The following is a 25,692-nucleotide window of genomic DNA, read 5'->3' on the forward strand; positions in this document are numbered from 1 at the left end:
ATAAATCCCAATTATCAAAACTCAAAATGCAAACCGCTTCGAAATCTCTATTTGCTTCTCGTTTGAATTTTGATGCTTGCGATTTGACAAACTGTTATGCTACAAGATTCTAAAGATAAACGTACCTACGACGCCATTGTGATTGGCTCAGGAGCCAGCGGAGGCTGGGCTGCTAAAGAGCTGTGTGAAAAAGGACTGAAGACACTGGTGCTCGAAAGAGGCCGGGACGTAAAACATATAAAAGACTATCCCACAGCTTCCAAAGCCCCCTGGGACTTCGAATTTCGTGATAGTGTACCCATCGAGAAGCGCATAGGTTACGGCAATGCACGGTTCCTCAGAGAATCATCGCTGCCATTTGCGCTGAAGGAGGATGAGCAGCCTTTTATCCAGGAAAAGCCTTTCCGTTGGTTCAGGGGATACCATGTAGGTGGCAAATCGCTGCTATGGGCCCGCCAAACCCAGCGCTGGAGTGATTTCGATTATGAAGGCCCGGCCAGGGACGGCTTTGCGGTGGACTGGCCCATCAGGTACAAAGACGTGGAGGAATGGTATACCTATGTGGAGAAGTTTGCAGGTGTTTCGGGCAATAGGGATGGCCTGGCCGTGCTGCCCGATAGCGAGGTAATGCCGGCTTTCGAGCAAAGCTGCATAGAGCAGTACTTTCAGGAAAGCATTAAGAAAAACTACAGTGACAGGGTGATGATCCAGGGGCGATGTGCTCATCTCACCGATCCTCAGCAAATTCACATAGACCAGGGTCGAGGCAAGTGCCAAAACCAAACCATGTGTAACAGGGGCTGCATTTACGGGGGCTATTTTAGCAGCAATGCTTCTACTATTCCATGGGCCATGAAAACGGGCAACATGACCATGAGGCCTAACGCCGTGGTGCACTCGGTTATTTATGATGAAGCGAAAGGCAAAGCCACCGGGGTGCGTGTGGTTGATGCTGAATCGAAAGACATCATAGAGTTCTATGCCCGCATCATCTTTGTGAATGCATCCACACTGAACAGCAATGCGATTTTGCTGAATTCCACGTCGTCTAGATTCCCAATGGGGTTGGGCAACGACAATGGCATCATGGGCAAGTACATCGCCTGGCATAACTACCGGGGCAAAGGTAACGCTGAGTATGAAGGCTTCCAGGACAAACGCACCGACGGGCGCAACCCTGATCACTCCTATATTCCACGATTCAGAAACGTGCACAAGCAAGAAACCGACTTCCTGCGTGGGTATGCCATCGGCATTGGCGGCGGCAGGGGGCAGCGTTCCGACACCAGCATGATTGGCGATGAGCTACGGGACAACCTGCTGGAAAGGGAGTATGGCAACTGGAACATCAGTAGCTGGATGATGGGCGAAACGGTGCCGATTGAAAGCAATCATGTGCGGCTGAGCCCTGATCTTAAAGACAAGTATGGTATTCCTCAGCTCATTGTGTCGGTGGAATGGCAGGAAAACGATGACAAGATGGTGCTGGATTACCTGGAGCAGCAGCAGGAAATGTTTGAGAAGGCAGGCTTTATCAATGTGAGAGTGAATGACAGCCATTCCCTTCCCGGCTCGGATATTCACGAAGTGGGCGGCGTGCGCATGGGAAGAGACCCTAAAACGTCGCTCCTCAACGAGTGGAACCAGTTGCATGCCTGCAAAAATGTGTTTGTATCAGACGGCGCCTGCATGACTTCCACAGGCACGCAAAACCCAACACTTACTTTTATGATGTTGACGGCCCGTGCTGCTAACCATGCGGTAGATGAGTTGAACAAACTGAATTTGTAGCATGTGGTGTGCACGGGTGGTGCCCACACCGTGTCATATCGCCCGATGAATTAATGGAGCAAGTCGAAGGCTGAGATTCTTGAGCGGTAGACGTAATAGCAGGTGGTGGCACCACATTTATGGAATTGAAAACGAATGGTAAACACAATTGAAATGAAAAAACACCTGATAGCATTTATTATGCTGTTTGTTGCCTGGCAAATGCCGCAGCAAGCGCAGGCCCAGAAAAAGGGCGACCCATTGTACACAGCGCCGCTGGGCGTGCAGGCTTATACGTTTCGCAAGAGCTTTCCCAAAGGTGCAGAAGCCACGTTGGACACCATTGCCTCTCTTGGTTTTACTGAAATTGAAGGCGGTGCACCCAAAGGAATGACAGCGGCGGAATTTAAAAAGGCTTGCAACGACAGGGGGATCAGTATCCCGGGAACAGGCACAGGCTATGAGCAGCTTGTCAACGACCCTCAGGCAGTAGCCGACAATGCCAAAGCACTGGGGGCCAAGTTTGTGATGTGCGCCTGGATACCCCACAAAAGGGCTGAATTCAATCTTGAGAATGCCAAAAAGGCCGTCGAGGATTTCAACAAGGCAGGCAAGGTGCTTAAGGAAAACGGACTTACTTTCTGCTACCACGTGCATGGGTATGAGTTTCAGCCTTATGGCAAAGGAACACTGATGAACTACCTCATAGAGCACACTAACCCTGAGTACGTGTCTTTCGAAATGGACATTATGTGGACACATTTTGGCGGTGGGGATCCGGTAAAGCTGCTGAAGAAATACAGAGACCGTTGGAAGTTACTTCACGTGAAGGACCTGAAAAAGGGGACACCCAAAGATATGACCGGTGGCACAGGCCCTGAAAACGACGCCATCCTCGGACAGGGGGAGCTAGATATTGTAGGGATACTCAAAGAAGCTAATAAGATCGGGATCAAGCACATGTTCATTGAAGACGAGAGCCCCAATCCAATGCTGCAGGTGCCTCAAAGCATTGCTTATCTGAAGAGCTTGAAGTATTAGCTTTTTAAATAGATAATTGATTTTAGAAAGAGGTGCGGGTTGTACCTCTTTTTTTGGCCCATCACTGGCTCTCAAGACCACAGCGATTACTGACGTTCTATTTCTTAGCTGCCGTGGTCTTCTTTGCAGGGGCGTCTTTCTTAAAGTCTATTCCAGCGATCAGGTTCCCTGTTCTAAACGCTCCTGAAAGGGCTGCCGGAATTTGTGCTTCTGCCAGAATCACTTTAGCACGAGCTTCCTGTATGCGGGCAATCATTTCCTGCTCGTTGGCCACGGCCATGGCCCTGCGCTCTTCAGCTTTGGCCTTGGCAATGCTCAGGTCTGCAGAAGCCTGGTCGATTTGCAGCATGGAACCAATGTTTTGTCCAATATCGATGTCGGCAATGTCGATGGAGAGGATCTGGAAGGCTGTACCGGCATCAAGGCCGTTTTCTAACACCTGTCTCGATATGCTTTCTGGGTTTTCAAGAATAAACTTATAGCTGGTGGCCATACCAATTCTTGAGATAATGCCTTGCGCTACTCTTGCCTTAATGGTTTCTTCGCCAGCACCACCCACGAGTTGCTGTAGGTTACTTCGCACCGTCACACGGGCCACGGCAATCAGCTGGATACCATCCATTGAAACGGCAGTGATGGCAGGCACTAGCACCATATAGGGTGTTACGGACACCTTTACCGCATCCAGCACGTCTCTGCCGGCCAGGTCGATGGCAGTAGCTTGCTTAAAGTCGAGTTTGAGGTTGGCTTTGTCGGCCATGATAAGCGCTTTTATAACAGCCACCAGATTGCCTTTGGCCAGGTAGTGGGTTTCGAGCATTTCGACCGAGATATCAGGAATGCCTGCCTTGGCTGCCAATATCATCGACTTGACGATAAGCCCCGGCGGCACCTTCCGGAATCTCATGAAGACAAGGGTCATCAGATTAACTCTGACACCCGAAAACTGTGCAGTGATCCACAAGCTGATCGGGAAAATGTACAGAAGTAGCCAGAGGCCTACAACGATAACACCGAGGGTAATAAGTAGTTGAACAGGCATTTGAGTTGATAGATGGGGTTGAGCGGTGGCAACTATTAGCCGACTGCCTTTTTAATAAATGATACCCTGAAAGATAGGCATAATTTATTGGCTAGTCCTTCCAGCTACCTTAAATAGTTTGGCACCTACCAGCTAAAAGAAATGTTGAGTGCCAAAAAAGAAGCCGGAATGCCTGTTACTGAACAAGAAGGCATCCCGGCTGGGTAACAGAGAGAGGGAGTTGGCTACTTCATAGTGAACTTTGCAGACAGCCCACCTACCGAGCTTCCGCCTACCATCACCTCGAAGTCGCCAGGCTCCACTATCAGGTTCCCTTCATTGTCGTAGAAGCCTAATTCTTCTGCCATAAGAGTAAAACTTATACTGCGGCTTTCGCCAGCCTTAAGCATTATTTTCTGGAAACCTTTCAACTCTTTTACCGGACGTGTTACACTGGCAGCCACGTCGTGGAGATAGAGTTGCACCACTTCTTCGCCATCCGAAGCACCACTGTTGGTTACTTTCACACTGGCCGTTACTTTCTCTTTTCCCTCCACCGTCACAGTGAGATCGGCATAGTCAAAGGTGGTGTAGCTCAAACCATGGCCGAACGGGTAAAGCGGATCATTGGCTTCATCGGAATAATGCGACCAGAATACGATGCCATTACCGGCGTCGTTGGGACGGCCAGTGCTTTTGTGGTTATAATAAATAGGCACCTGTCCTACGCTGCGGGGAAATGACATGGGCAATTTTCCGCTGGGGTTGTAGTCGCCATAAAGCACCTGAGCGATGGCATTGCCGCTTTGGCTGCCCAGGTGCCATGCCTGTACAAGTGAGGGCACTAACTTCGATTCTCTGCTGAGGTCGAGAGGGCGGCCGCTCATGGAAACGAGCACTACGTTCTTATTTGCTTTTACAACCGCTTCCACTAGCTCGGTTTGTACGCCAGGCAGGGTAATATCGGTGCGGCTGCGGCCTTCGCCAGTCTGAAAACCAGTTTCTCCCAACACCATTACCACCACGTCGGCATTTTTTGCTGCGTTCATAGCTGCAGTAAACCCACTTTTGTCGCTTTCGTTGATTTTCACCTCCTGCAGGAAAGTGGCGGGCTCAGTCAACAAGTCAGCGCCTTTGGAGTAATTATACTGGTTACCGGCATATTGCTGCAGGCCTTCCAGCACTGATACTGCTGTGTTGGCATCGGCGCCGCCTCGCCAGCTTCCGATAGGGCTGTCTTTATCGGTCGCCAGTGCTCCAATCACGGCGATTCTCTGCCCTGTCTTTTTCAGGGGCAGTAGGTTGCTCTCATTTTTGAGTAGCACGATGGACTTTTTAGCCATGTCGAGCACACCTGCCACGTGGTCGGGATGACCAGTCAGGTCTTTCTCTCTTTGCTCATCGCAATACAGGTAAGGATCGTCGAACAGTCCCAGCTCAAATTTTACTTTTAGGACTCTTCTTGCAGCATCATTGATGAGTTCCACATCTACTTTGCCAGCGTCTACCAGTCCTTTCAGCTCTTTGACGTACAGGTACGATTCCATGTCCATGTCCGACCCGGCCAGCACAGCCAGCCTGGCTGCTTCAGTGCCATTGGACGCATAGCCATGAACGATCATTTCGCCAATAGAACCCCAGTCGGAGACAACAAAGCCGTCGAAGCCCCACTTGCCTTTGAGGATGTCTCTCTGAAGCAGGCTGTTGCCGGTGGCGGGAATGCCATTGAGTACGTTGAAGGCATTCATGAAAGTGCGTGCCCCCGCATCGGAAGCTGCCTTGAACGGCGGTAGCACCATGTTGTAGAGCGTGGAGGTGCCCATGTCAACCGTGTTGTAGTCACGGCCGCTTTCTGAAAAACCGTAGCCGGCAAAGTGCTTAACGCACGCCGCTATCGTGAGCGGATCGGCCAGGTCATTACCCTGGAAACCATTGACACGTGCCACCGCTATTTTGCTGCCCAGGTAGGGGTCTTCACCAGCGCCCTCCATCACCCTACCCCAACGGGCATCTCTGCCGACGTCCACCATCGGTGCGAAAGTCCAGCTAATACCAGCCGCTGCTGCCTCTACGGCACCAATATGGGCTGCTTTTTCGATGGCCGCCAAGTCCCAGCTCGCCGCCTCGGCCAGCGGTATGGGGCTCATGGTTTTGTAGCCGTGAATCATGTCGAAGCCGATGATGAGCGGAATGCCCAGCCGGGTTTCTTCCACAGCTATCTTTTGTACTTTCCTCACTTCCGCCACGCCACGCACATTCAGCATGGAGCCGACAAGGCCTTTTCTGAGATTCTCGTATTTCATGGCGGCGTCGCCTTCGGCGGGCACTGGCCCAGTGACGTCCCAAAAGCCATTGTACTGGTTCATTTGCCCTATTTTCTCTTCCAGGGTCATTAGCGCCATCAGGCTGTCGACTCGCTGGTCGACTGCACTGGAAGGTTTTGACGAAGAGGTGGAGGAATTGTCAGGTTGGTTGCAGGCCACCATCGCCGTTGCGACAATGACCATGAGTATTATCGTTCTCATAGGAGTGTGTTTTGGAAACAACTTCAATTCAAGCCCTTCATGGGCCTGTTGGTTGATCCAAGGTACACTTCAGTAGGCTAAACGAGTTGTGCTGATGTCAGCTAAAGAACTGATCTTCATCAGCTATTGGGAGCTGCAATTCACCTCATTTCCTCAATGGGCCTACTGGCTTTTGAATTCGAGATCAGCACAGCATAGTCGACAAAGTCGGTAGTAGATTTTCCTTTTACCGCCTCTCCATTGGAGGGTTCGTCCTTCATCACCACTTCTATCAAATCGGGTTCGCCGTCGGCATAGGGAGTGTTGGTGTTGTTGAGCCTGAAAAGGGTGATGTCCGACACTTTCGTTTTTTTGAGGTTGGCTATCCCCAGGAAGTACTCTTTTTTGTAGTCGCCAATGCCAAAGCCGCCTTCTGTGGTGTGGCTTTTATACTGGTTGTTATCGTCACACACCACATCCCAAAGCACCCGGCTTTTGGTTAGGTACCCGATAACAGCAATAACTTGTTCACGTGGATAAATGCCGTTTTCGATAAGCATAGTGAAAAATGAGGCATTGCCGTCTTCCCGTTCTTTTTCCAGATGAAAGAAACCAAAACGCAGGAATTGCGGCTTGTTTTTGAAGTCGTACAACTCGCCTAGCCCGACATAGTTGTTGTAGATCGTTTCTTCTCTCTTTGATGAAAAGACCTCAAAAGTCACCTTCAGGTTGCTGATCAGGTGGTTGAAAATGAATGGATCATTGATACCCTTGCTAAAACTGTCCGGGGCTGTTTCATAGGCTGCAACGAGCTCCCTCATGACTGCCTTCGAGTCGCTGTCATAATAGGGTGAGTAGTCGGTTGTGTCGACCGCCAGCATGTCTGCTATTCGATCCAGAACGGGGCTTTCAACCGCCTTCCGGTCGATGAGATCGAGCAGGAATTGGCAGGTGTATTTGTAGGTGACCAGCAAATCGATACCCACCACGGTCAGTTTGTCTTCTGCCGGGAGTTGGTCGTTGAGCTGCTTTAGGGCTTTCCACTTATTGTAAGTTTCCACCGTTTTGTCCTGTGGCACCCTCACACCGTAGTGACTGACCAAATCCTTCAGCAAAACGGTGTCACCAGAGGCTAGGTAGCTGTTGAAATAGTGGGCAATGGCGAAGTCGGTTTCGGGTAGGTAGTAGCTAATGCTGCCGGTTCTTGTGAGCGACTGAAGTAAGGCTATTTCGGTGGTTTCTGTCTTTGCACTGCCATGGTAGGCTCCGAAGCCAATGATTTTGAAGTCAGTTTGTGGGAAATTGAATTCGTTGATCAGTAAGTCATAGCGATTTTTCTTGAGATATTCTTTCTTTGGCTGTGCCGACAGGTTGAGCGTGATAAGCAGCGCAATGGCTGTTAGTGTTCTGGTCATTCGATCTTTTTTGTGCTAAAGACTGTGGTGTCTATTTGCCGTTGCATGGCAACACCAAATTAATTAATGGTGCACTCTTTTTTGGAGCGCTGCTTGAAAACTTGCTTTCTGGCATGTTTTCACGTCCGATTCAAGCCGTAATCTCGACCAAATTACCATCAGGGTCAGCTACCACGCTTTCATAATAGCCATCGCCCGTTGTTCGTGGCTCGCCAATAATTTCAAAGCCGTCGTTTCTCAATTGTTCAGTGAGTTGATCGACCTTTTCCTTTGACCCCACGCTCATGGCCCAGTGTATCAGCCCTTTTCGGTAGGCATCTCCGGGGTGCTGCTCTACATCTGGCCTTGCCATGATTTCGAGCCTGGTGCCTGAGTCAAAACTGAGGAAGTATGAAGTGAATTGTTTGGTGGGGTTGTGGTATTTTTCTCCGGCCTTTGCACCAAAATAGGTGGTGTAAAAGTCTTTCAACTCTTCAAGCTTTGTCGTCCAAAGGGCGATGTGTTCTATTTTCATGAAAGAATGGTTTTGCCTTTCAACGGCTATCGGAGTGGGTTGTTTCGTTATTGCCCTCGTTCGTCCTCAGGATCGGAGATCCTGCTTTATTCCAGGTTCGACATACGCTGGCGCTAACATGTCAAACAGCAGGGCGCTATATTTGACTGTACACGCCTGTTTGTATACGTTAAACTGACCCCAATAAGATATTGTCGAGCAGTTAGGGTTAAAGGAAACGAGGCGTCGGGAAATAGAGATCGAAATATCTAATGTTTTAACACTCTGAATGTTTCAGAGTCATTGTTGATGGAAAGATTAAAGAAGAACAAGCCATTTGGATATGAGCTAAGGTCAATTAATGTAGAATTGAAGAAAGCCACTGATTCAGAAATTATTCTTTGCCCGGCTGAATTATAAACGGTGATAAATGCATCGCTGCTATAGCGATTGTTTGCTTGGATAAAAACCTCTCCGCTTGACGGATTAGGATAAAATATTATATCGTTAACTGATAATTCGTTGTCTAGTGAATTTATTATTTCTATTTGTTTCAAAGTTTTGAAGCAATTTAATTCAGAAATTAGTACACTAAATAGATCGTAATTATTTGTGGAATCAACGAGAACAAAACTTTGAGTACCATCGACTAACGAATCACCTTTGTATAGCCATTGATATTTGAAATTTGATCCATTTGGGGCCTTTAATGTATCATTTTCGACAATTAGTGGTTCTTGGGGTAAATCTGAAAAGTAGGCAATTACTTCTTTCGGCCAGCTTTCGTTGCCGTTAATTGTCTGAGTAACATAGAGAGTGTCGGTAGTTGCATCAGTAAGCGTATAGATATTTTCAGCACTTACCAAGCTACTTAACAGAGGGTCGTTATACCATCTGATATTTTCGCCTTTTGCCTCAAGACTAATATTTTCTTCTATGTTACAAACTTGTACAAGCCTTTTTGAGTCAGGCCTTGGGGTTCTTTTATTAGTCGAAGATACTGTATTTAATTTACCAACGCCGATCGTGCTGAGAGTGCTATATTGGTTTTTATCTATAAAATTGGTAGAATAATTAAAACCTATATTGTAGAGATAGCCGTTGTTGTCAAAATCTATCCCATGGGAATAGTCAGAACTGCGCATGTCCATTTCTATTCTCCACAAATGTTCGCCCAGGCTATTATATCCTTCTAAATAAGACTCATTCTCACCGTCTCCACTGGTCGTATAGTATGTTCCAGATAGATAAAAGTTTCCGTTATCATCTACTTTAATATCATTGGTTACTCCTCTTTCAGCATAAGTTGTATATCCTGCTTTCGCCCATGCAATGTCTCCATTTGTCTGGTATTTAACGATATATGGCTTTGGCTGTTGACAACAAATTCCTTCTACGGACAAATTGTCGAATGTTATCCCGGTAAATAGTGCACCGCTTAAATATAGACTATTGTCAGAAGATAAGGCGATTTGAGGATTGTCAGTTGTCTTACCTGATGATGACTTGACCCAAATAAAGTTTCCATCAGTATCTATTTTTCCAAAAAAAGTATCATCACCCGAGCCCCCATCGTGTTCTAATACAAAATCATCGAGCATAAGCATATTAACACTAAATACTCCTACGAAGTAGATGTTGCCGATAGCGTCAACTGCAATATCCGTGACATTACAGCCATTTGAAGAACTTACTGAAATGTCTTTCTTCCACATTGTATTACCATCGTAGTCTAGCTTAGCCAAAAAGAACGCACTTCCAATGCCTCCTGCCACATATACATTGTCAAATTGGTCAACAGAGATTGTCCGGCCATATCCTTCATGTTCATTGTTAAAGTCTTGATTCCAAATTAGGTTCCCAAAAGAATCATATTTGGAGACCATTATTCTAGCGTCCTTGCTCCCTGTTAAATAGATGTTTGAATCATCATCTGCTGCAAGGCCGATACCCTCATCATAGGATGAGCCAGTTTCAACATGCTTTAGCCATTCTACTTCGCCAGCTTTATTTACTCGGCTTAAAAAAATGTCAGAGTAATGACCATCCTCGGTAAAAAGTGAATAAGAACCAAGGCTAAAGTTTTTTTGATAATAACCTGCAATGATAATGTTTCCTTCATAGTCTACATTTATTTCTGCGGAATAGTCGTAGGGGTATTGAGTGTCGCCTGTTGCTTTCAGACCCCAACTCCATTCCTGAGAATAAGATTGCATCGAAGTAAACAATGCATTAAAAATTAAAAATAGATATTTCAAATTCTTCATATTCATTAAGTAACCATTCGTCACATTCTAATATACGATGTTAGCGTCGTTTATTCCCACTAACATTAGCTTTATAAGGATCAAAAAATGGATCTACAGCGCCAATTGTAGCCTTCCATTTCGTCAAGAAGTAATTATCTGTTTTTCAAATAAATATGTCTGATGTTTTTCTCGCCTGATTCTCTTGCTTCGATAATGAAGGCGTTAGTGCTTTTGATAAGGGGAGATAGCTTTGAAAACCCATAGTTCCTTGGATCAAAATCTGTCTTTTTCTTGATCAGGTAACTTCCCAGCGAGCCCAGGAATGCCCAGCCATCATCATCAGAAATCTCGTCCACACTTTCTCTGATTGTCTTTATCAACTCCTTATCTACTTTGCTGACAGACGAGGGCTGAGCCTTCGGTTGGCTCTTTTGATTAGCTTTCTCCTGCGATTCATTTTCCTGCTCTTTTCTCAATATTTCGATGTAAATGAATTTGTCGCAGGCAGTTATGAATGGGCGGGGTGTTTTCTTCTCACCAATGCCGATGACAAACATGCCGGCTTCCCGTAAACGTGTGGCGAGTCTTGTGAAGTCGCTGTCGCTGGACACAATGCAAAATCCATTGACTTTTTGAGAGTAAAGTAAATCCATAGCATCAATGATCAGTGCACTGTCGCTCGAATTTTTGCCCTGGGTATAGCTGTACTGCTGGATGGGGGTGATGGCATTCTCGAGCAAGACATTTTTCCATCCCGACACTGTGGGTTTTGTCCAGTCGGCATAAATACGCTTGATAGTGGGATTGCCGTATTTGGCTATTTCGTCCAGCATTTCTTTGATGTGCGCATAGGGCACATTGTCTGCGTCGATGAGTACTGCCAACTTGTCGTCCTTCATAGTGTGCTTGTTTTTTTAATAATCGTCGAGGGTGCCTGGTTCTGGCGGCGGGTGAATAATATTTGGTAAAAGTGATAGGGTGGATTACCGCATTGTTGTTTTTGTTTCAAAAACTGGTCTGCTTATAATAAGCGAAATATATGAAAATTATCGGCCTTTTGATCGTGCTGCCCTTTGTGCTTCTGTGTCTGCCGTCCTGCGAATTGGGAAAGGACGATCAGCAAGCCACACTGACTGTGAGGCTGGTGGACTACCCCTCGGACTACGAGGCACTTTATATAGAAATTAAAGACGTGCAGATCAACTACACTTCCGACCGGGAAGAAGGATGGCTATCACTTGGTCGGATGAATGGTGGGGTGTACAACGTGTTAGAGTATACCGCGGGAAAAGACACTGTACTGGCAAGTGGGAAAGTAGAGCCGGCCGCTATCAGGCAGTTTCGGGTGGTGTATGGATATAATAATACGCTGATCATCGATGGAGTGGAGCAGGACATGACAACCTTCGGGAACATCAATTTTGAACGAGACCTTATACATAATGTCAATATAGTACTGAAAGAAGGTTTTGACTATGGCCTCACGCTTGACTTTGACGTACCACAGTCTGTGAAGAGGTATGAGGAATTTGGTGAGACTTTCTACCTGGTGCCCGTGGCAAGGCTCTACATGAACGCCACCACAGGCATTGTTAAAGGCCGGGTAGTGCCAGGAGCAAGGAGGTTTGTGTCGCTGGTGAAAGGCAATGCCCGCATCAGTACGTATTCCAATGAGCAGGGTGAGTTCGTGATTGGGGGAGTGCAGGAAGGAATCTACGATATTGTGGTGTCGAGTCTGTGCGAGGGCTGCGGGGTTGAGGACGATATATTCCTGCACGTGACCGAAGATGGAATAGTTGAAAGTCGCATAACAAATATCGAAGCCAGGGCTGAAAAAATTATCGATGTTGGGGAGATTTTTTTCTACATTCCTGATCAGGGGAACTGAGGTGGGTAGTGCGATTACTTCATAAGAGCGGAGTGTTATTTTATCGATCTTCTCGAGCTGTCAATTGCAAAAACGCAGGATGCGTTGGGTTTCATCAATCCTTCCTCACCAAATCTACCTCGTCAAAGAAGATATCCCCGTTGGGCACATCGAAATGCAGGCCTGTTACTTTCATATTGTTGTCGATTTTGAATTGCAGCGTGCCAAAGTCAAACCAGGCTTGAGGTTCTCTCCATTTGATCTCCCAGGTGTCGTAGTGCCAGTGTACCAGGTCGGCTGTTAAGCCCGGATTGTCCTCCATGTAAAACCAGAGCTTTTCACCCTGTTTTACCACCACTACATTGCCATGCATGCCTGCCCAGTAGGTGCCTGCATATTTTTCAAGCGACAGGCTGGGTTTTGTGCCGCTCACCCTCCCTTGCCTTCTTTGGGCTATGTCATCGTAATGGCTCTTGTTGTTGTCGTTGCGGGCCAGAGCTTCCGCTGAAAAGTCTTTTGTTTCTGCTTTGATGTACTGGTTGATGATGTAGTAACACAGCGGAGAGGCAATTCCTTTCATGCTGTTGGTGAGCACCACCACACCCAGGTTTTCATCAGGCACCATCATCACGTAGGAGTACATGCCGTCGTAGCCGCCGCTATGAGTTACCAATTGCCGGCCGTAATAGTCACTCACACCGTAGCCAAGGCCGTAAGCCGAAAAGTGTCTGCCCGGCGTGGACGTTTTTGCCTGCTCTGACACAACAAAACTATTGTGTGGTGTCCATAGCCTGTTTTGTTGCTCTTTGGCAATGAAGGTTTTTTGGGGCGTTTTGCCATCATTCAGGTTCATTATGGCCCATTTAGCCATGTCGTTGGCGCTGGAAATGATGCCACCAGCAGCGCCCATATTGTCCCAGTTTACCCACGGAATGGGCTCGTTGTTGCCGACAGCATCAGGTTTATGTGGGGAGGCGTAGTTGCCTTTGGCTTTTAAATCATTGGTGGATGTTACAGTGCGACGCATGTCCAATGGTGCAATGATTTGCTTCCTCACATACTCATCCCAAGGCAGATCTGAGGCACTTCTAATGACCTCGCCTGCTGCGATGAACATAAGGTTGGAGTAGCCGTATCCGTTGCGGAACTCATACGCCTGGGGCACATATTTTACCTTCTTTATCACATCTTCGGCGGATAAATTGGCCTTGTACCACATCAGGTCGCCGCTGAATGTGCCGAGGCCCAGTCTATGGCAAAGCAGGTCTTCAACGGTGGCGTGGCGGGTGGTGTAGTCGTCGTATAATTCAAAGTAAGGGAGGTGGTCAATCACTTTATCGTCCCAGTTGAGCTTGCCTTGGGCAACCAGATGCCCAATGGCCGTTGCCACAAATGCTTTGGTATTGGAGGCAATGGCGAAAAGTGTTTCGTTATCTACCACTTCGGTGCCTCCGGCTTCCTTTACTCCGTAACCTTTCGAAAGCACCACCTTTCCATCCTTCACAATGGCCACGGCTATGCCGGGTACGTTCCATTCTTTTTGTGCTTTGGCGATGTACTTATCAAGGTCCGAAACCTTCGGCTGTGCTTTCGCAACAGAGCATGAGAAGACGAGGAGCAGGAAGAGGTATTTGACTTTCATAGCAACGAGCGTTGGTTGCTATGAAATTAAGCAAAAGTTATAAGACTCGAGGAGGATGGATATGGGGATTGGTGCGATTTAGCTGTTCATGCTTAAGCTATCTCAAAAACTTATCAATGATCTCCGCAGGGAAGATGCCCACGGGGCCTTCGTAGATGCCAGCGTTGCCACCAATGTCAGTAACTTCTACCGAAATAACATTCTCGCCCTCCCAGTTGATGAGTTCAGGGGGGATGGGGTAGTCCCGGTAGGTTTCCCATGAGTGCGACTGACCCAGGGGCCTGCCGTCGTTGGTAGCACCAATCAGCTTTCCATTCAGGTACACCTTATCGAAGTCGTCGATTTTACCAAGGAGGAGCACCAGTGGCTTGTCTTTCAGCTTAGCATCCATTTTGAAGTGCTTGCGGTAGTAGAAGGTGCTTTCCCAGTGCTTTTTGCCCTTGGTATGCAGGAAGCCCGGCACCATAATCACTCCCCATTTTTTATCGTCAAAGTTGGCGAGCTTCCATTGCGACTCGTAGCCTTCAGCAAACTTCCATACTCCTTCGAGCCTCATGCCTTGATCGAGCGAGCTCCAGGAAGCAAAAAGACCGATGTCGCCGCTAACAATGCCACCGCTGTGGATGGTGTCAAATATCCGGACTGAAATGACGTTGTCGCCTTTGAGGTTTAAAAACTCTGTAGGGATGTAATACCATCTTTTGGCGTTATAAGCTGTGCTGAAGTGAGGGGGGAAGCTGCCAAAAAAGCCGACAAGATGGCCATTGACATATACCTGATCTACATCGTCGATATAGCCAAGGTTGAGGTAGATATTGTTGAACCTGGCTACTCCGCTGCCATCGAATTTCTTTCTATACCAGGCGTAGCCATCATAGCCGTTGAAACCTTCCGACTCCCATTCCGACGGCGCATAGATAGTTTCCCACTGGCTGTCATCATATTTGGGCTTAGCCCAGTCCATATTGTCACCAATGTGAAATTTCCAGCTGCCTCGCAGCGATACCACTTTTTGCATGTTTCTTCCTTGCGAAAAAACTGAAGCAGAAAATAGCAGAAGGCAAATAGTAGAAATGTATCTAGCGCTATGCATCAGGTGATCTGTTTACGGTTCACGAACATACCAGATGTTCATTTTTCTCACCCAGGACGAGCAATATCTATGCGTTTTTCTTTTTTTCAAAGAAATTGACCCTGGCTTTCAATGGATTGTTGTAAAACTTTGTCATCTAAAAAATCCCGCTTGAGACTAGCGGGACTTTCTCCAAACAACTATTAAACTAAATTTTTAGAAAATGTTACATCGATACCCGCTTGGAGCTGTTGCTGGAAGAGACTTCGAAAGTAAAGCCTTTAGAGCTGATGCCTGAAAGGTCGAATACTTTGCTGAAACCCTTGTTGAAAGTGATACTTTCGCTATGAACCAGCTCACCGGTTTGGTCAAATATGCCTATTGTAGCACCATGACTCTTCGGATCCTTATACACCAACTGGTATTTGCTGCCACCTAGTTGGTTAACGCCCATCTCTTCAAGCTCCTGCACCCTGGCCATGAGAGTAAATTCACCGTCTTTGTCGGACACCACTACCTGGTAGGTGCCAGGGCCGAGATCTTTCATATTATATGGACGCTTAAAGCCTCTTTTGTTGTCTATGCGATCCACTCGGAGTACATGACCCGCTTCGTCCATTATTTTCACTTTGACAATACCAGGGGTGGCGTCCGCATAGATCAGGTTATACTTTCCGTCAACTTGTGAAGGAATAAGAGCGGCTTTGGATGACTTGTCTCCATTACCTTCTGCTAATGTGGCTGTGCTCATAGCTGCTACGAGCATTGCGCTTAGAATGATAGTTCTTTTCATGAGTTTCTGAATTTAATTGACTTGTTGTTGAATTAGTTATACATAGATACGGGCAACCCGGGGCGGGTTTGTCATAGCTCAGTCAAGGGGTGTCACGAAATGTCATAAAGTTGTTGAGAGATGTAAAAAGGGGGCGGGAAGAGTTTGAAGACAGAAGTCGGGAGACCGGAGGTGACTGGGAGGCGTCGGTACGGCAAGGGGGCTTGCTGCGGTGGGGCCGTCAGCCGCCGGAAGGGTTAGAAGAGAGACGGAAGAAAGAAGACGGAGGACCGGAGCTTTCTACGGCTAGTTGCCGTACCGAAACCTATCGTAACCCCTAAGCCGGGCACCCCTAAGCCGGCAAGCCCTGAAAGGGCGTCATACCTTCAGGATGGCGGTGAAGCCCCATCCTGCTCTGCGATATGGGTGGAAGCCCCATCCTAATAGCCAGACGCCAATTGGCCAATCTCAACTCCTCAACTCCTCAATCAATAATCATCTTATACCCAATGCCATGCACTGTCAAAATAATCTTAGGCTCATTTGGGTTGTCTTCCACCTTCTGGCGGAGCTTCAGTATGAAATTATCGACGGTTCGGGTGGTGGGCTGTGCCTCGTAACCCCACACGTCTTCCAGCAGCTTGTAGCGACTCACAATATCGTTCTTGTTAGCAAGGAGAAACTTCAGGATATCAAACTCTTTGTGCGATAGCTTTACCTGCTCGCTCCCCTCGTGGGCCAGGTAGTGCTTAAAGTCGATAGTTAGCCTGCCAATGGAGGCTTTCTCAATATTATCTGCGTTTCCTGCTGCCCCAGCTCCTGATTGCCCATCAGTTCTTCTAAGGATGGCTTTTATTCTGGCAATGAGCTCTCTCAGACTGAACGGCTTCGTCATATAATCGTCAGCGCCGATCTCAAGCCCTACAACTTTGTCGATTTCCTCTCCTTTGGCCGTCAGGAAGATGATAGGCGTTTTGATGCCGAGCTTGCGAGTCTGCCTGCACACATCAAACCCCGACATTTTGGGCATCATCGCATCGAGCACAATCAGGTCATACGAAGCCTGCTGAATCTTCTGCAAGCCTTTTTCACCGTCTTCTGCCAGCTCCACGGCATAGCCTTCAAACTCCAGGTTGTCTTTCAGCCCCATCCGCATGTGCAGCTCATCTTCAACTATCAATATCTTGGCCATGGTGTTGTTATTTCTTTACTAAAATAGGAAACATCAGTTTAAAGGTACTGCCTTTTCCTGGCTCACTTTCTACGGTAATTTGCCCGCCATGCGCTTCCATAATGTGTTTCACTATCGACAGGCCGAGTCCTGCTCCCTGGGTGTTGTAGATATCGCCCTGCGTCACCCGGTAAAACTTGTCGAAGATCTGTTTTAACTTTTTTTCTTCAATGCCCACGCCCTGGTCTTTAACGGCCACCACGACCCATTGCTCCATCCGTTCTGTAGATATATCCAGGTGTTTGGTGTCGGGGCTGTATTTGATGGCATTGTCGAGCAGGTTGATAATTGCTTCCATCACCGACTCCGTGTCTGCCATCATGTTGGGTAAGTCATCCGTGAAGTGGACCTTGTAGGTAAATCCCTTGTTCTCCAAATGAAACGAATAGGTGTGCAGCACCTCTCTCACAATGTCGTTAAGCAAAACCGACTCCAGGTGATACGTCTTTTTATTAGCCTCTATCTGAGAGAAATTCAAGATCTTATTCACAATATTGGTCAGCCTGCCAGTTTCCTTTACAATGATCTCGTAGTACTCTTTCTTCCTTGTTTCCGTAGCTACCCGCCCCAGCAGCAGGGTTTCGGCAAACATGCTGATGAGCGACAACGGTGTTCGGATTTCATGAGACACGTTGCTGACAAAGTCCGACTTGGTTTGCGCCAGCTGCATTTCTGCCCTGATGTTCCTGAAAACCATCGCAAAACCTAATAGCAGCACCAGCGACACCATGCCTATCATGATCATGTTGGTGTTGGATCGCTCCTGCATCACCATCTCAATGGAGTTGCCGGGAATGTAGATCTCCAGCTCGTACTCAGGCAGCAACCAGATGGTTTTGGAGCGTGCCTTGTTATTCATCAGTGAGTCAGTGGTGTAAATAAGTTCGCCGGTCACCTTGTTGGATGCCGCCAGCACAAACTCCTCGCCTGCCACCTGCTCCATTTTTGGTGCAATCAGCTCTTCAATGAAGTCGGAGGGGCGAATGATCATCACGCAGAGCGAATAAGTGTCAGGGCTTTCGCCGAGCACCATCAGCAGGGTGTTGAAGCGCTCAGCCTCTACGGCCAGCACCTTGTAGGGTTCAATTTTCCGAAAGCCAGCCGACCGGTAGCCAGTCATTTTTTTAACCAACGCTGAGTCTTCCCGGATGTGGTTTTCAAGCAGGGCTATGAGCTCTTGTTGGGGTATCTCGTCTTTGGCGTAAAAGGCCAGCTTTTGATTTTTTTCCAACGGAAAGAAGAAAATAGCCGACACCCCCGGGTAACCTTCAAGGATCTCTTTTGGAAACTCGCCTGCCCCTTTTCTGCTCCAGGCATCATCAATACGGGTGGTCATGCTGTTGACCACGTCGTCGGAATATTGATTGATGGAGAACAGGAAGGTGTCGATTTGCTTGTCGTAGATGGCCTGCATCATGGCCACGCTCTGATTGAGACTGCGGACTTCGAATATCACCAGCACACTGATGGGCAGCACAATGACCAGCACCAGGATAAATGATATTTTAGCAAAAGATGTCCTCATAGAGCGGTGTCAATTGGGAGATACGCAAGTTTCGAACTAAGGTAGCACAATGATGACATTTTTTTACGATTGAGCTCAGTAGGCATTGGCTTTCGATCACCCTAGCCCAGGGTTCAAACGCTGGACTATGATGATGGAAAGGGAGAAGGGCGGCTAGGCGGGTGCCAGAATTTCAAGGCGTTTCATGCATTCATTTGGGGTTATCCCTATCTTGGTCGTTTATACATCGAAACCCATCATGAGCCCATTGAACATTGACCCAAATATTAAAAGAGCCACCACACTGCCAGCTTCTTTTTACCGAGACAGCGATGTTTTCGAAAGCCTCAGGGAGAAAGTCTTCGCCCGGTCGTGGCAGTGGATAGGGCAGGAGAGCCAGGTAAGCCTTTCGGAGAGTGTCTATCCGCTTACTTTGCTGGAAGGATATTTGGACGAGCCGCTTTTGCTGACAAAGGACAGTGACGAGCAGGTGCGCTGCCTGAGCAATGTATGCACCCACAGAGGGGCGTTGCTTTGCATGAACCCTGGTAGGGCAAAAAAGCTCGTTTGTCAGTACCACGGACGGCGGTTTGCCCTCGATGGCAAGTTTGAGCACATGCCGGAGTTTGGTGAAGCAGAAAACTTTCCCAGAGACTGCGATAATCTGCCTGGCTTAGAGTTGCGGAAGTGGTTTGGCTTCCTTTTCACCTCGTTGGCACCAACGTTCGATTTCCAACAGGTAATTGATGTGATGCAGGAGCGGGTAGGTTTTCTTGACCATACGAAGTTCCGTTTTGCGCCGGAGTTCAGCAGGGACTATCTGGTCAACAGCCATTGGGCGCTTTATTGCGACAACTACCTCGAAGGCTTTCACATCCCATTTGTGCACAAAGACCTAAATGCTGTGCTCGACTACGGCACATACAAGACAGTGGTGTACGACCATTGCAACCTGCAGATAGGGTACGGCAAACCCGGCAGCGATTGCTTTGAGCTGCCCGAGAGCCACCCTGACTCAGGCAAGATAGTTTCAGCCTGGTATTACTGGGTTTTCCCCAATATGATGTTTAACTTTTATCCATGGGGGCTGTCTATCAACATAGTGAAGCCACTCGCAATAGGCAGAACCAGGGTGAGTTTCCTTACTTACATATTGGATGAGGAGCGCTACAAGCAGGGAGCGGACGTGATGACCGACAAGGTGGAACGGGAAGACGAGTTTGTAGTGGAGGCCGTGCAGAAGGGCATTCGGTCTCGGTTTTACCCGGGTGGCCGGTTCTCACCAACACGAGAGAAAGGCGTACATCATTTTCATAGTTTGCTGGCGAAGTTTGTTCAAAATACCGAGAAATAGGTATGCGGCGATAGTGGTAAACCGGTACCTTTCCATGAAACTAATTTTATCACTTACTAACCCTTATTATTATGAAAAAGCTGCCGATCAATGATTTATTTATTTACAGTGCTGAATTCCGTTTTGGGGACCCACCAGCAGGAGACGATCCGCCACCGCCACCGCCGCCACCAGGCCCAAAAGATCCAAAATGAAATAACGATGAGTTCAAAAATTGCTTCTATACTGATCTTGATAGCAATATATTCCAATGCAATCGGAAAGCAAGCACGAAAAAAGGCTGAAATAGACAGCCTTTTTTCTATTGTTAGTAACTCCACGAACAGTAAGCCAGACTCTGCATTGGTGACGGCCTCTGTTTTGGAGGGGATTTTGCTGACCGGAGAGAATACGTTGGGACTTGCAGAACTCTACAATTCAGTTGCGAGGGCCTATCAACAAAAGGCGGACTATTTTGAGGCAATTGATTATAGTCATAAATCAATAAATCTCTATCGAAGCATTGGTGATTCTTTGGGAGTTGCGTCCAATTTTATCACCCTTGGTAATACTCATAAGTATCTTGGGCATAAGAAAGAGTCGCTTGAATATTACTTGAAATCAGCAGACATCAGGAAAGCTTATGGCACCCAATCAGATTATGCTGCGGCTTTATATGGCTTGGGTAACTATTTCTATGAGCTAGCTGACTATGCCAAATGTGGCTCTTACTACCTCCAGGCACTTGATATCTTTGAGCAGGCAAGGGACTCCAGCAGATTGGCTGATATGTATTTCAATATGGGTAATCTATCTATTGTCAATAATGAGTTAGATAAGTCACTAGAATACTACGAAAAATCTCTTCTTTTCTATAGCCGGATTGGTGATGAATATATGTTTCCAAGAATTTGGTCAACAATTGGTCGAAATTTTTATAATAGAGGGGATACGATTAAGGCAAAGGTGTATTTTTTGAAAGCTGAAAAGGGTTTTCAAAAATTTGAAGATAAGCTCAATAGTTGCCAAAATCTAGCTCTACTCTGTCGGGTGGAAATGGGCTTTAAAAGATATAAATCTGCTTTAGCCTATGCGCTGAAAATGAGTGAAATGGCAGAAGAAATTGGTGCCATTAGATATAGCATTGATGCCTATTCTTTACTTGCGTCAATCTACAACCATCAAGAACAATTCGAGCAGGCCTACGATAGTCGGAATAAGGAAAGAATTTTTTCAGATTCTCTTTACAATCTTGAAAAGGATAAGGCCATCAGGGAACTCACCGTCAAATACGAAACAGAACTCAAGGAACAAGAAATAGAAAAACTCTCCTCCGAGAAGGAGCTTCAGGAAAAAGAAATACTTCTCGCCACCACGGAGAAGAATGCCTACATGATTGCAGTAGTGTTTGCGATTGCATTGGCGCTGGCCATTCTGGCCTTTTTCACGCAAAGGCAAAAAGCCATGCAGCTGCGAAGCGAGAAGGCCCTGGCGGAGCGAAATACGCAGATCAATTCACTGCTTCAGGAACAGGAGGTCAACACACTCAGTGCCTTACTCGAAGGGCAGGAGAAGGAACGCCTCCGCATTGCCGAAGAGCTGCACGACAGGCTGGGGAGCCTGCTTTCGGCCATTAAACTGAATTTCAATGGTTGGATTGGAAAAAGAGACCTGAGCCACGATGAGGTGGAGGACTACTCTGCCAAAACCAGCGGGCTGCTCGATGAAGCCGTCACTGAGGTAAGGCGGGTGTCGCACAACCTATCCACCGGACAGGTATCCCGCTATGGCCTGGTCGGATCGATGGAAGACCTGGCGGCCACTGTCAATCGCTCGGATAGCATCAAAATGAAAGTATTGCATTTCAACCTCGGCGAGCGCTTGCCCATCGAGCTGGAGACTGGCATCTACCGCATTGTGCAGGAAATGCTGGCCAACGTGCTGAAGCATGCTAACGCCAAAGAATTCACCGTTCAGTTGAGTAAGACAGACAATAGCGTTATCCTGACAGCCGAGGATGATGGCAAAGGATTTGACTACAAGGAAGCCAGAAAGCGGGGAGGCATTGGCCTTCATAATATTGACAATAGGGTAAAGAAATTCGGCGGGCAGTTCAGCGTGGACTCCTCACCGGGAAAAGGGACAATTTTCACATTTGAATTTCCATTAGAGGCATGAGTGATATTAAGGTGTTGATAGCAGATGACCATCATTTGATGGTAGATGGCATCAAGTCGTTGCTGGACGATGTAGAGGGACTGGAGATTGTTGGTGTGGCCAACGATGGCGAGGAAACCATGGTGTTTGTTTCCAGAAAGCCCGTTGACGTTATTTTGCTCGATTTGCAAATGCCAAAGATGAACGGCTTCCAGGTGGCAGAACAGATCAAAAAGAAGTACCCGAAAATCCGCATTCTCGTGCTGACCATGTACGATAAGCCTGGCTTTATCCGTGAGCTGCTGGAGTCGGGCGTGGATGGCTATGTGCTGAAAAACACGGGCAAGGAGGAGCTGGTAGAGGGCATCAAAACGGTGAATAATGGAGAGAAATTTTTCAGCAAGGAGGTTTCTGGCATTTTCTACGACAGCTTCAGGAAGGAGAAAGATGAAAACACCTTCCTCACCACCCGGGAAATTGAGATTATCAAGCTCATCGCCCAGGAGCTCACCTCACAGGAAATTGCCGACAAGCTATTCCTCAGCCACTTTACGGTAGACACCCACCGCCGTAATATCATCAACAAGCTGGGAGTGAAAAACACGGCAGGCCTTATCCGCTACGCCTATGAGAATGGGTATTTTGATTTGCAGAACTAGGGGGTTGAAACTCCAAACAACAAAAAGCAAACCTCAAATAAGCTCCAAATCACAAAAGACAAATCTCAAGCAGGCGCTTTGTTAAGGCTACATCTAATCGTTACCTGAGCGATGCTATTTTGTAGTCCGCCAGATGGTGGAGAGAAATTCGCTATTTCATTTTCCTGTTCCTAGCTGTTACTTTTTCGTGATCCCCGTGGCCTGTCCCACGACAGACCTTCACTAAACTCCTTTGCGGCGCCTACGGGCTGTCAGGGGACAGCCCAGGGTGTGGGAGCTTCAGCTATTTGAATTTGTGATTTACTTGAGATTTGATGTTTGCGATTTGTCTTTCTCAGTTTCAACTACCACTATTTTTACTAGTTTTAGTTTTTCCAGTTATTTCTATTAAAACAGTATATATAAATAGTGCATATTCTCCAGCAAGAAACCCATTGATTTAAATGAAACTGAAGCATTTCGTTCTGGTCGTTATTCTCGGCTTTTGCTGCCAAACTCATGGGCAGGGGTTGGAAAAAAGCACTGAAATTGATAGTCTTTTTTCGCTGGTCATTAAACACCGAGTAAGAAGCCCTGATTCTTCACTAGAAGCAGCAAAACATCTCTTGCCATTGCTCGAGGGCATTGAAAGAAATGATCAACTTGCGGATCTATATTGGAATATGTCAACAGCGTATTTTTATAAGAATGAGTATTTAAATGTTATTGACTATGGGATTAAGTCGATAGACATTTTTCGAAAATTAGGAGACTCCTTGCGGGTGGCTGATAATTACACCACTCTGAGTAGCGCTTATAAATATCTGGGACATAGAAAAGAGGCCCTTGAGTACAACTTACGTTCGGTCGAATTAATGAAACAATATGGAAAGCCGACTGATTATGCAACATCCCTCTATGCGTTGGGTAATTATTATATGGAAACTAAGGAGTACGACAAGTGCGAGGCTTATTATTTAGAAGCTTTAACGATTCTTGAGGGAGCAGATTCACCTGGTAAGCTCGCTGACATGTACTTCAATATGGGAGTTCTATCAGCGGTTAAAAAAAGGATAGATGAGTCCTCCGGCTTCTATGAAAAGTCTCTTGGTTTATATCAAGCGCTTGGCGACGAAGCCAGCTACCCAAAAGTCTGGACAGCTATTGGGTACAATTTTTATGTGCAAGGAAAATTTACTAAAGCCAAAAGCTACTATTTAAAGGCAGAGCAGGGGCTTTCAATATCAAGTAGTACCTACAGTTACTGTTATAATCTGGCGTCTTTGTCACGCACTGAGTACAGGCTTAAGAACTATGGGTCGGCATTGAACTACGCAAAAAAAATGGAAAGAGTAGCTAGTGAGGTTGGAGTTCTTAGGTTTAGTATAGATGCCCAAGTTCTTTTTCGACAAGTATATGATGCCCAGGGAGATTTACCCAAAGCCTATGCAAGCCTGCAGCTCTTCCACATACTCTCCGACTCGCTGCAGAACATCGAAAAGGAAAAAGTTGTCAAAGAACTCACCATCAAATACGAAACCGAGCTCAAGGAAAAGGAAATAGAGAAGCTCACATCAGAAAAGAAGGCGCAGGAGCAGGAGGTGCTGCTGGCCAAGTCAGAAAAGAACGCCTATCGGGTAGGTATTGTGTTGGCAGTGGCGCTGGCCATTGCAGTCTCTGCCTTTTTTGCGCAGCGGCAAAAGGCTAGCCAGCTCAGAAGTATGCAGGCGCTAACAGAGCGCAATGTTCGCATCGATGCCCTTTTGAAAGAGCATGAGGTAAGCTCGCTCAATGCGCTGATAGAAGGGCAGGAAAAGGAACGCATGCGCATCGCTGAGGAGCTTCACGACCGGCTGGGCAGTATGCTGTCGGCGATTAAACTCAATTTCATTGGCAGCACTGTCAAAAAAGATGTAGAACAAAAAAGCCCCGAAAACGAGACAGTCAAAACCACCCAAATGCTGGATGAGGCGGTGACCGAAGTGAGACGCATTTCTTATAACCTCTCTACCGGACAGGTATCCCGGTACGGGCTGGTCAGCTCCATGGATGACCTGGCAGCGAGGATCAATCAGTCGGGCAGCGTGGCCATGAAAGTGATGCATTTTAATCTGGAAGAACGGCTGCCTGTAGAAATGGAAACAGGCATCTACCGTATCACCCAGGAAATGCTGGCCAATGTGCTCAAACATGCGCAGGCCAGCGAGTTCATCGTTCAGCTGAACAAGACAGAGAACAGCGTGATACTGACTGCGGAAGACGACGGCATAGGCTTCGACTACAAAGAAGCCAGAAGAAGAGGCGGTATTGGCTTGCAGAATATTGAAAACCGGGTGAAGAAGTTCAGAGGGCAGTTCAGTGTTGACACTGCGCCTGGCAAAGGAGCTATTTTCACCTTTGAGTTTCCACTGGAAGCCTGAAAGAGATGGGAGGAGTGTCAGGCACCCAATCCCTTGGTCTGTCCCCCGACAGACCTTAACGAAAGTCTTTTGCGATGCCAACTCCGTGGTCTGTCCCCCGACAGACCTTGACGAAAGCCTTTTGCGATGTGTTTGGGCTGTCAGGGGACAGCCCAAGGTCAGGGGAGAGCCTAAAGTCAGAGGACGACCCAAGGTGTGGAAGTCTGAAAGAGGTGGGAGGGGTCATCAGGCATTTGTTGAAATGTCAAAAATCAACCTCAAATAAGCAGTTGAGCTGGTATAAGGAAATCCCAAATAACAAAAGGACAAATCTCAAATAAGCTCCAAGGCACAAAATGAGAAACCTCGAAAACAACCTCCAACTCCGTGGTCTGTCCCCCGACAGACCTTGGTGAAAGCCTTTTGCGATGTGTTTGGGCTGTCAGGGGACAGCCCACTCGACTTTGGCCTTTTACTAGATAAGCAATAAATAAGCTCAATATTTTGATTTTGAGTTTATTTTTTGTGATTTTTATATCTAGTTATATGACTAGATATTTAGATATGGGGTTTCCAACAAAGAT

Annotated in this window: 20 protein-coding genes; 9 read left to right on the top strand and 11 right to left on the bottom strand. The window is 47.1% G+C overall.

All coding sequences use genetic code 11. The annotated features are described in order from the left end of the window. Positions 1 to 96: 96 nt before the first annotated feature. Positions 97 to 1,791 carry a GMC oxidoreductase gene (locus tag GC130_RS21405; RefSeq protein ID WP_152000404.1) on the top strand — a complete coding sequence of 565 codons (1,695 nt, stop codon included), beginning with the start codon at positions 97 to 99 and terminating at the stop codon, positions 1,789 to 1,791. 153 nt (positions 1,792 to 1,944) lie between these two features. Next, a complete protein-coding gene (locus GC130_RS21410) occupies positions 1,945 to 2,811 on the top strand; it encodes a sugar phosphate isomerase/epimerase (protein ID WP_152000405.1) in 867 nt (288 codons plus the stop codon). Positions 2,812 to 2,908: 97 nt separating this feature from the next. Here GC130_RS21410 and floA read toward each other — a convergent pair whose 3' ends face one another. From floA to GC130_RS21440, 6 genes are all read right to left on the bottom strand, one after another. After that, entirely contained in the window at positions 2,909 to 3,853 is a 945-nt protein-coding gene (floA, locus tag GC130_RS21415) for a flotillin-like protein FloA (protein ID WP_152000406.1), read from the bottom strand. Positions 3,854 to 4,077: 224 nt separating this feature from the next. Then, positions 4,078 to 6,357 (bottom strand): beta-glucosidase BglX, encoded by a 2,280-nt coding sequence (gene bglX / locus GC130_RS21420; protein WP_152000407.1) that lies wholly within the window; start codon positions 6,355 to 6,357, stop codon positions 4,078 to 4,080. A gap of 140 nt (positions 6,358 to 6,497) precedes the next feature. Then, positions 6,498 to 7,751 (bottom strand): hypothetical protein, encoded by a 1,254-nt coding sequence (locus GC130_RS21425; protein WP_152000408.1) that lies wholly within the window; start codon positions 7,749 to 7,751, stop codon positions 6,498 to 6,500. Positions 7,752 to 7,881: 130 nt separating this feature from the next. After that, on the bottom strand, positions 7,882 to 8,265 hold the full coding sequence (locus GC130_RS21430) for a VOC family protein (RefSeq protein ID WP_152000409.1): 384 nt from the start codon (positions 8,263 to 8,265) through the stop codon (positions 7,882 to 7,884). A gap of 248 nt (positions 8,266 to 8,513) precedes the next feature. Continuing rightward, the gene (locus GC130_RS21435) at positions 8,514 to 10,511 is read right to left on the bottom strand and encodes a T9SS type A sorting domain-containing protein (RefSeq protein WP_193217941.1); all 1,998 of its coding nucleotides are present in this window, start codon (positions 10,509 to 10,511) and stop codon (positions 8,514 to 8,516) included. A 134-nt stretch (positions 10,512 to 10,645) separates the two neighbouring features. Next, positions 10,646 to 11,392: an NYN domain-containing protein gene (locus GC130_RS21440; RefSeq protein ID WP_152000411.1), complete on the bottom strand. Its 747-nt coding sequence runs from the start codon at positions 11,390 to 11,392 to the stop codon at positions 10,646 to 10,648. 140 nt (positions 11,393 to 11,532) lie between these two features. On the opposite strand from GC130_RS21440, the gene GC130_RS21445 reads away from it, so the two are divergent. Next, positions 11,533 to 12,381 (top strand): DUF4382 domain-containing protein, encoded by an 849-nt coding sequence (locus GC130_RS21445; RefSeq protein ID WP_152000412.1) that lies wholly within the window; start codon positions 11,533 to 11,535, stop codon positions 12,379 to 12,381. A gap of 94 nt (positions 12,382 to 12,475) precedes the next feature. Here the strand turns inward: GC130_RS21445 and GC130_RS21450 are convergent, their stop codons facing one another. The 3 genes from GC130_RS21450 to GC130_RS21460 form a co-directional block, all read right to left on the bottom strand. Next, on the bottom strand, positions 12,476 to 14,002 hold the full coding sequence (locus tag GC130_RS21450) for a serine hydrolase (protein ID WP_152000413.1): 1,527 nt from the start codon (positions 14,000 to 14,002) through the stop codon (positions 12,476 to 12,478). A gap of 97 nt (positions 14,003 to 14,099) precedes the next feature. Further along, positions 14,100 to 15,095: a beta galactosidase jelly roll domain-containing protein gene (locus GC130_RS21455; RefSeq protein ID WP_152000414.1), complete on the bottom strand. Its 996-nt coding sequence runs from the start codon at positions 15,093 to 15,095 to the stop codon at positions 14,100 to 14,102. 205 nt (positions 15,096 to 15,300) lie between these two features. Continuing rightward, complete coding sequence (locus GC130_RS21460) at positions 15,301 to 15,867, bottom strand: hypothetical protein (RefSeq protein ID WP_152000415.1); 567 nt, start codon at positions 15,865 to 15,867, stop codon at positions 15,301 to 15,303. A 110-nt stretch (positions 15,868 to 15,977) separates the two neighbouring features. Between GC130_RS21460 and GC130_RS21465 the strand changes: the two genes are divergently transcribed. Then, entirely contained in the window at positions 15,978 to 16,187 is a 210-nt protein-coding gene (locus GC130_RS21465; protein ID WP_152000416.1) for a hypothetical protein, read from the top strand. Between the two features lie 143 nt (positions 16,188 to 16,330). Here GC130_RS21465 and GC130_RS21470 read toward each other — a convergent pair whose 3' ends face one another. Both GC130_RS21470 and GC130_RS21475 read right to left on the bottom strand, forming a co-directional pair. Next, positions 16,331 to 17,038, bottom strand: a complete 708-nt coding sequence (locus GC130_RS21470; RefSeq protein ID WP_152000417.1) for a response regulator transcription factor — start codon at positions 17,036 to 17,038, stop codon at positions 16,331 to 16,333. 7 nt (positions 17,039 to 17,045) lie between these two features. Beyond that, on the bottom strand, positions 17,046 to 18,602 hold the full coding sequence (locus GC130_RS21475; RefSeq protein ID WP_152000418.1) for a cell wall metabolism sensor histidine kinase WalK: 1,557 nt from the start codon (positions 18,600 to 18,602) through the stop codon (positions 17,046 to 17,048). Between the two features lie 238 nt (positions 18,603 to 18,840). Here GC130_RS21475 and GC130_RS21480 point away from each other — a divergent pair, with 238 nt between their 5' ends. The 5 genes from GC130_RS21480 (at position 18,841) to GC130_RS21495 (ending at position 25,129) form a co-directional block, all read left to right on the top strand. Beyond that, positions 18,841 to 19,935 carry an aromatic ring-hydroxylating dioxygenase subunit alpha gene (locus GC130_RS21480; RefSeq protein WP_152000419.1) on the top strand — a complete coding sequence of 365 codons (1,095 nt, stop codon included), beginning with the start codon at positions 18,841 to 18,843 and terminating at the stop codon, positions 19,933 to 19,935. Between the two features lie 71 nt (positions 19,936 to 20,006). Further along, positions 20,007 to 20,129: a hypothetical protein gene (locus GC130_RS29125; protein WP_255471537.1), complete on the top strand. Its 123-nt coding sequence runs from the start codon at positions 20,007 to 20,009 to the stop codon at positions 20,127 to 20,129. 7 nt (positions 20,130 to 20,136) lie between these two features. Continuing rightward, positions 20,137 to 22,092, top strand: coding sequence for a sensor histidine kinase (locus tag GC130_RS21485; RefSeq protein WP_193217943.1), 1,956 nt, complete (start codon positions 20,137 to 20,139; stop codon positions 22,090 to 22,092). Further along, entirely contained in the window at positions 22,089 to 22,730 is a 642-nt protein-coding gene (locus tag GC130_RS21490; protein WP_152000421.1) for a response regulator transcription factor, read from the top strand. Before GC130_RS21485 ends, GC130_RS21490 begins: the two co-directional genes overlap by 4 nt. 443 nt (positions 22,731 to 23,173) lie before the next feature. Then, the gene (locus GC130_RS21495; RefSeq protein ID WP_152000422.1) at positions 23,174 to 25,129 is read left to right on the top strand and encodes a sensor histidine kinase; all 1,956 of its coding nucleotides are present in this window, start codon (positions 23,174 to 23,176) and stop codon (positions 25,127 to 25,129) included. Positions 25,130 to 25,692: the final 563 nt, after the last annotated feature.

This window comes from Imperialibacter sp. EC-SDR9, assembly GCF_902498805.1.
GTDB lineage: Bacteria > Bacteroidota > Bacteroidia > Cytophagales > Cyclobacteriaceae > Imperialibacter.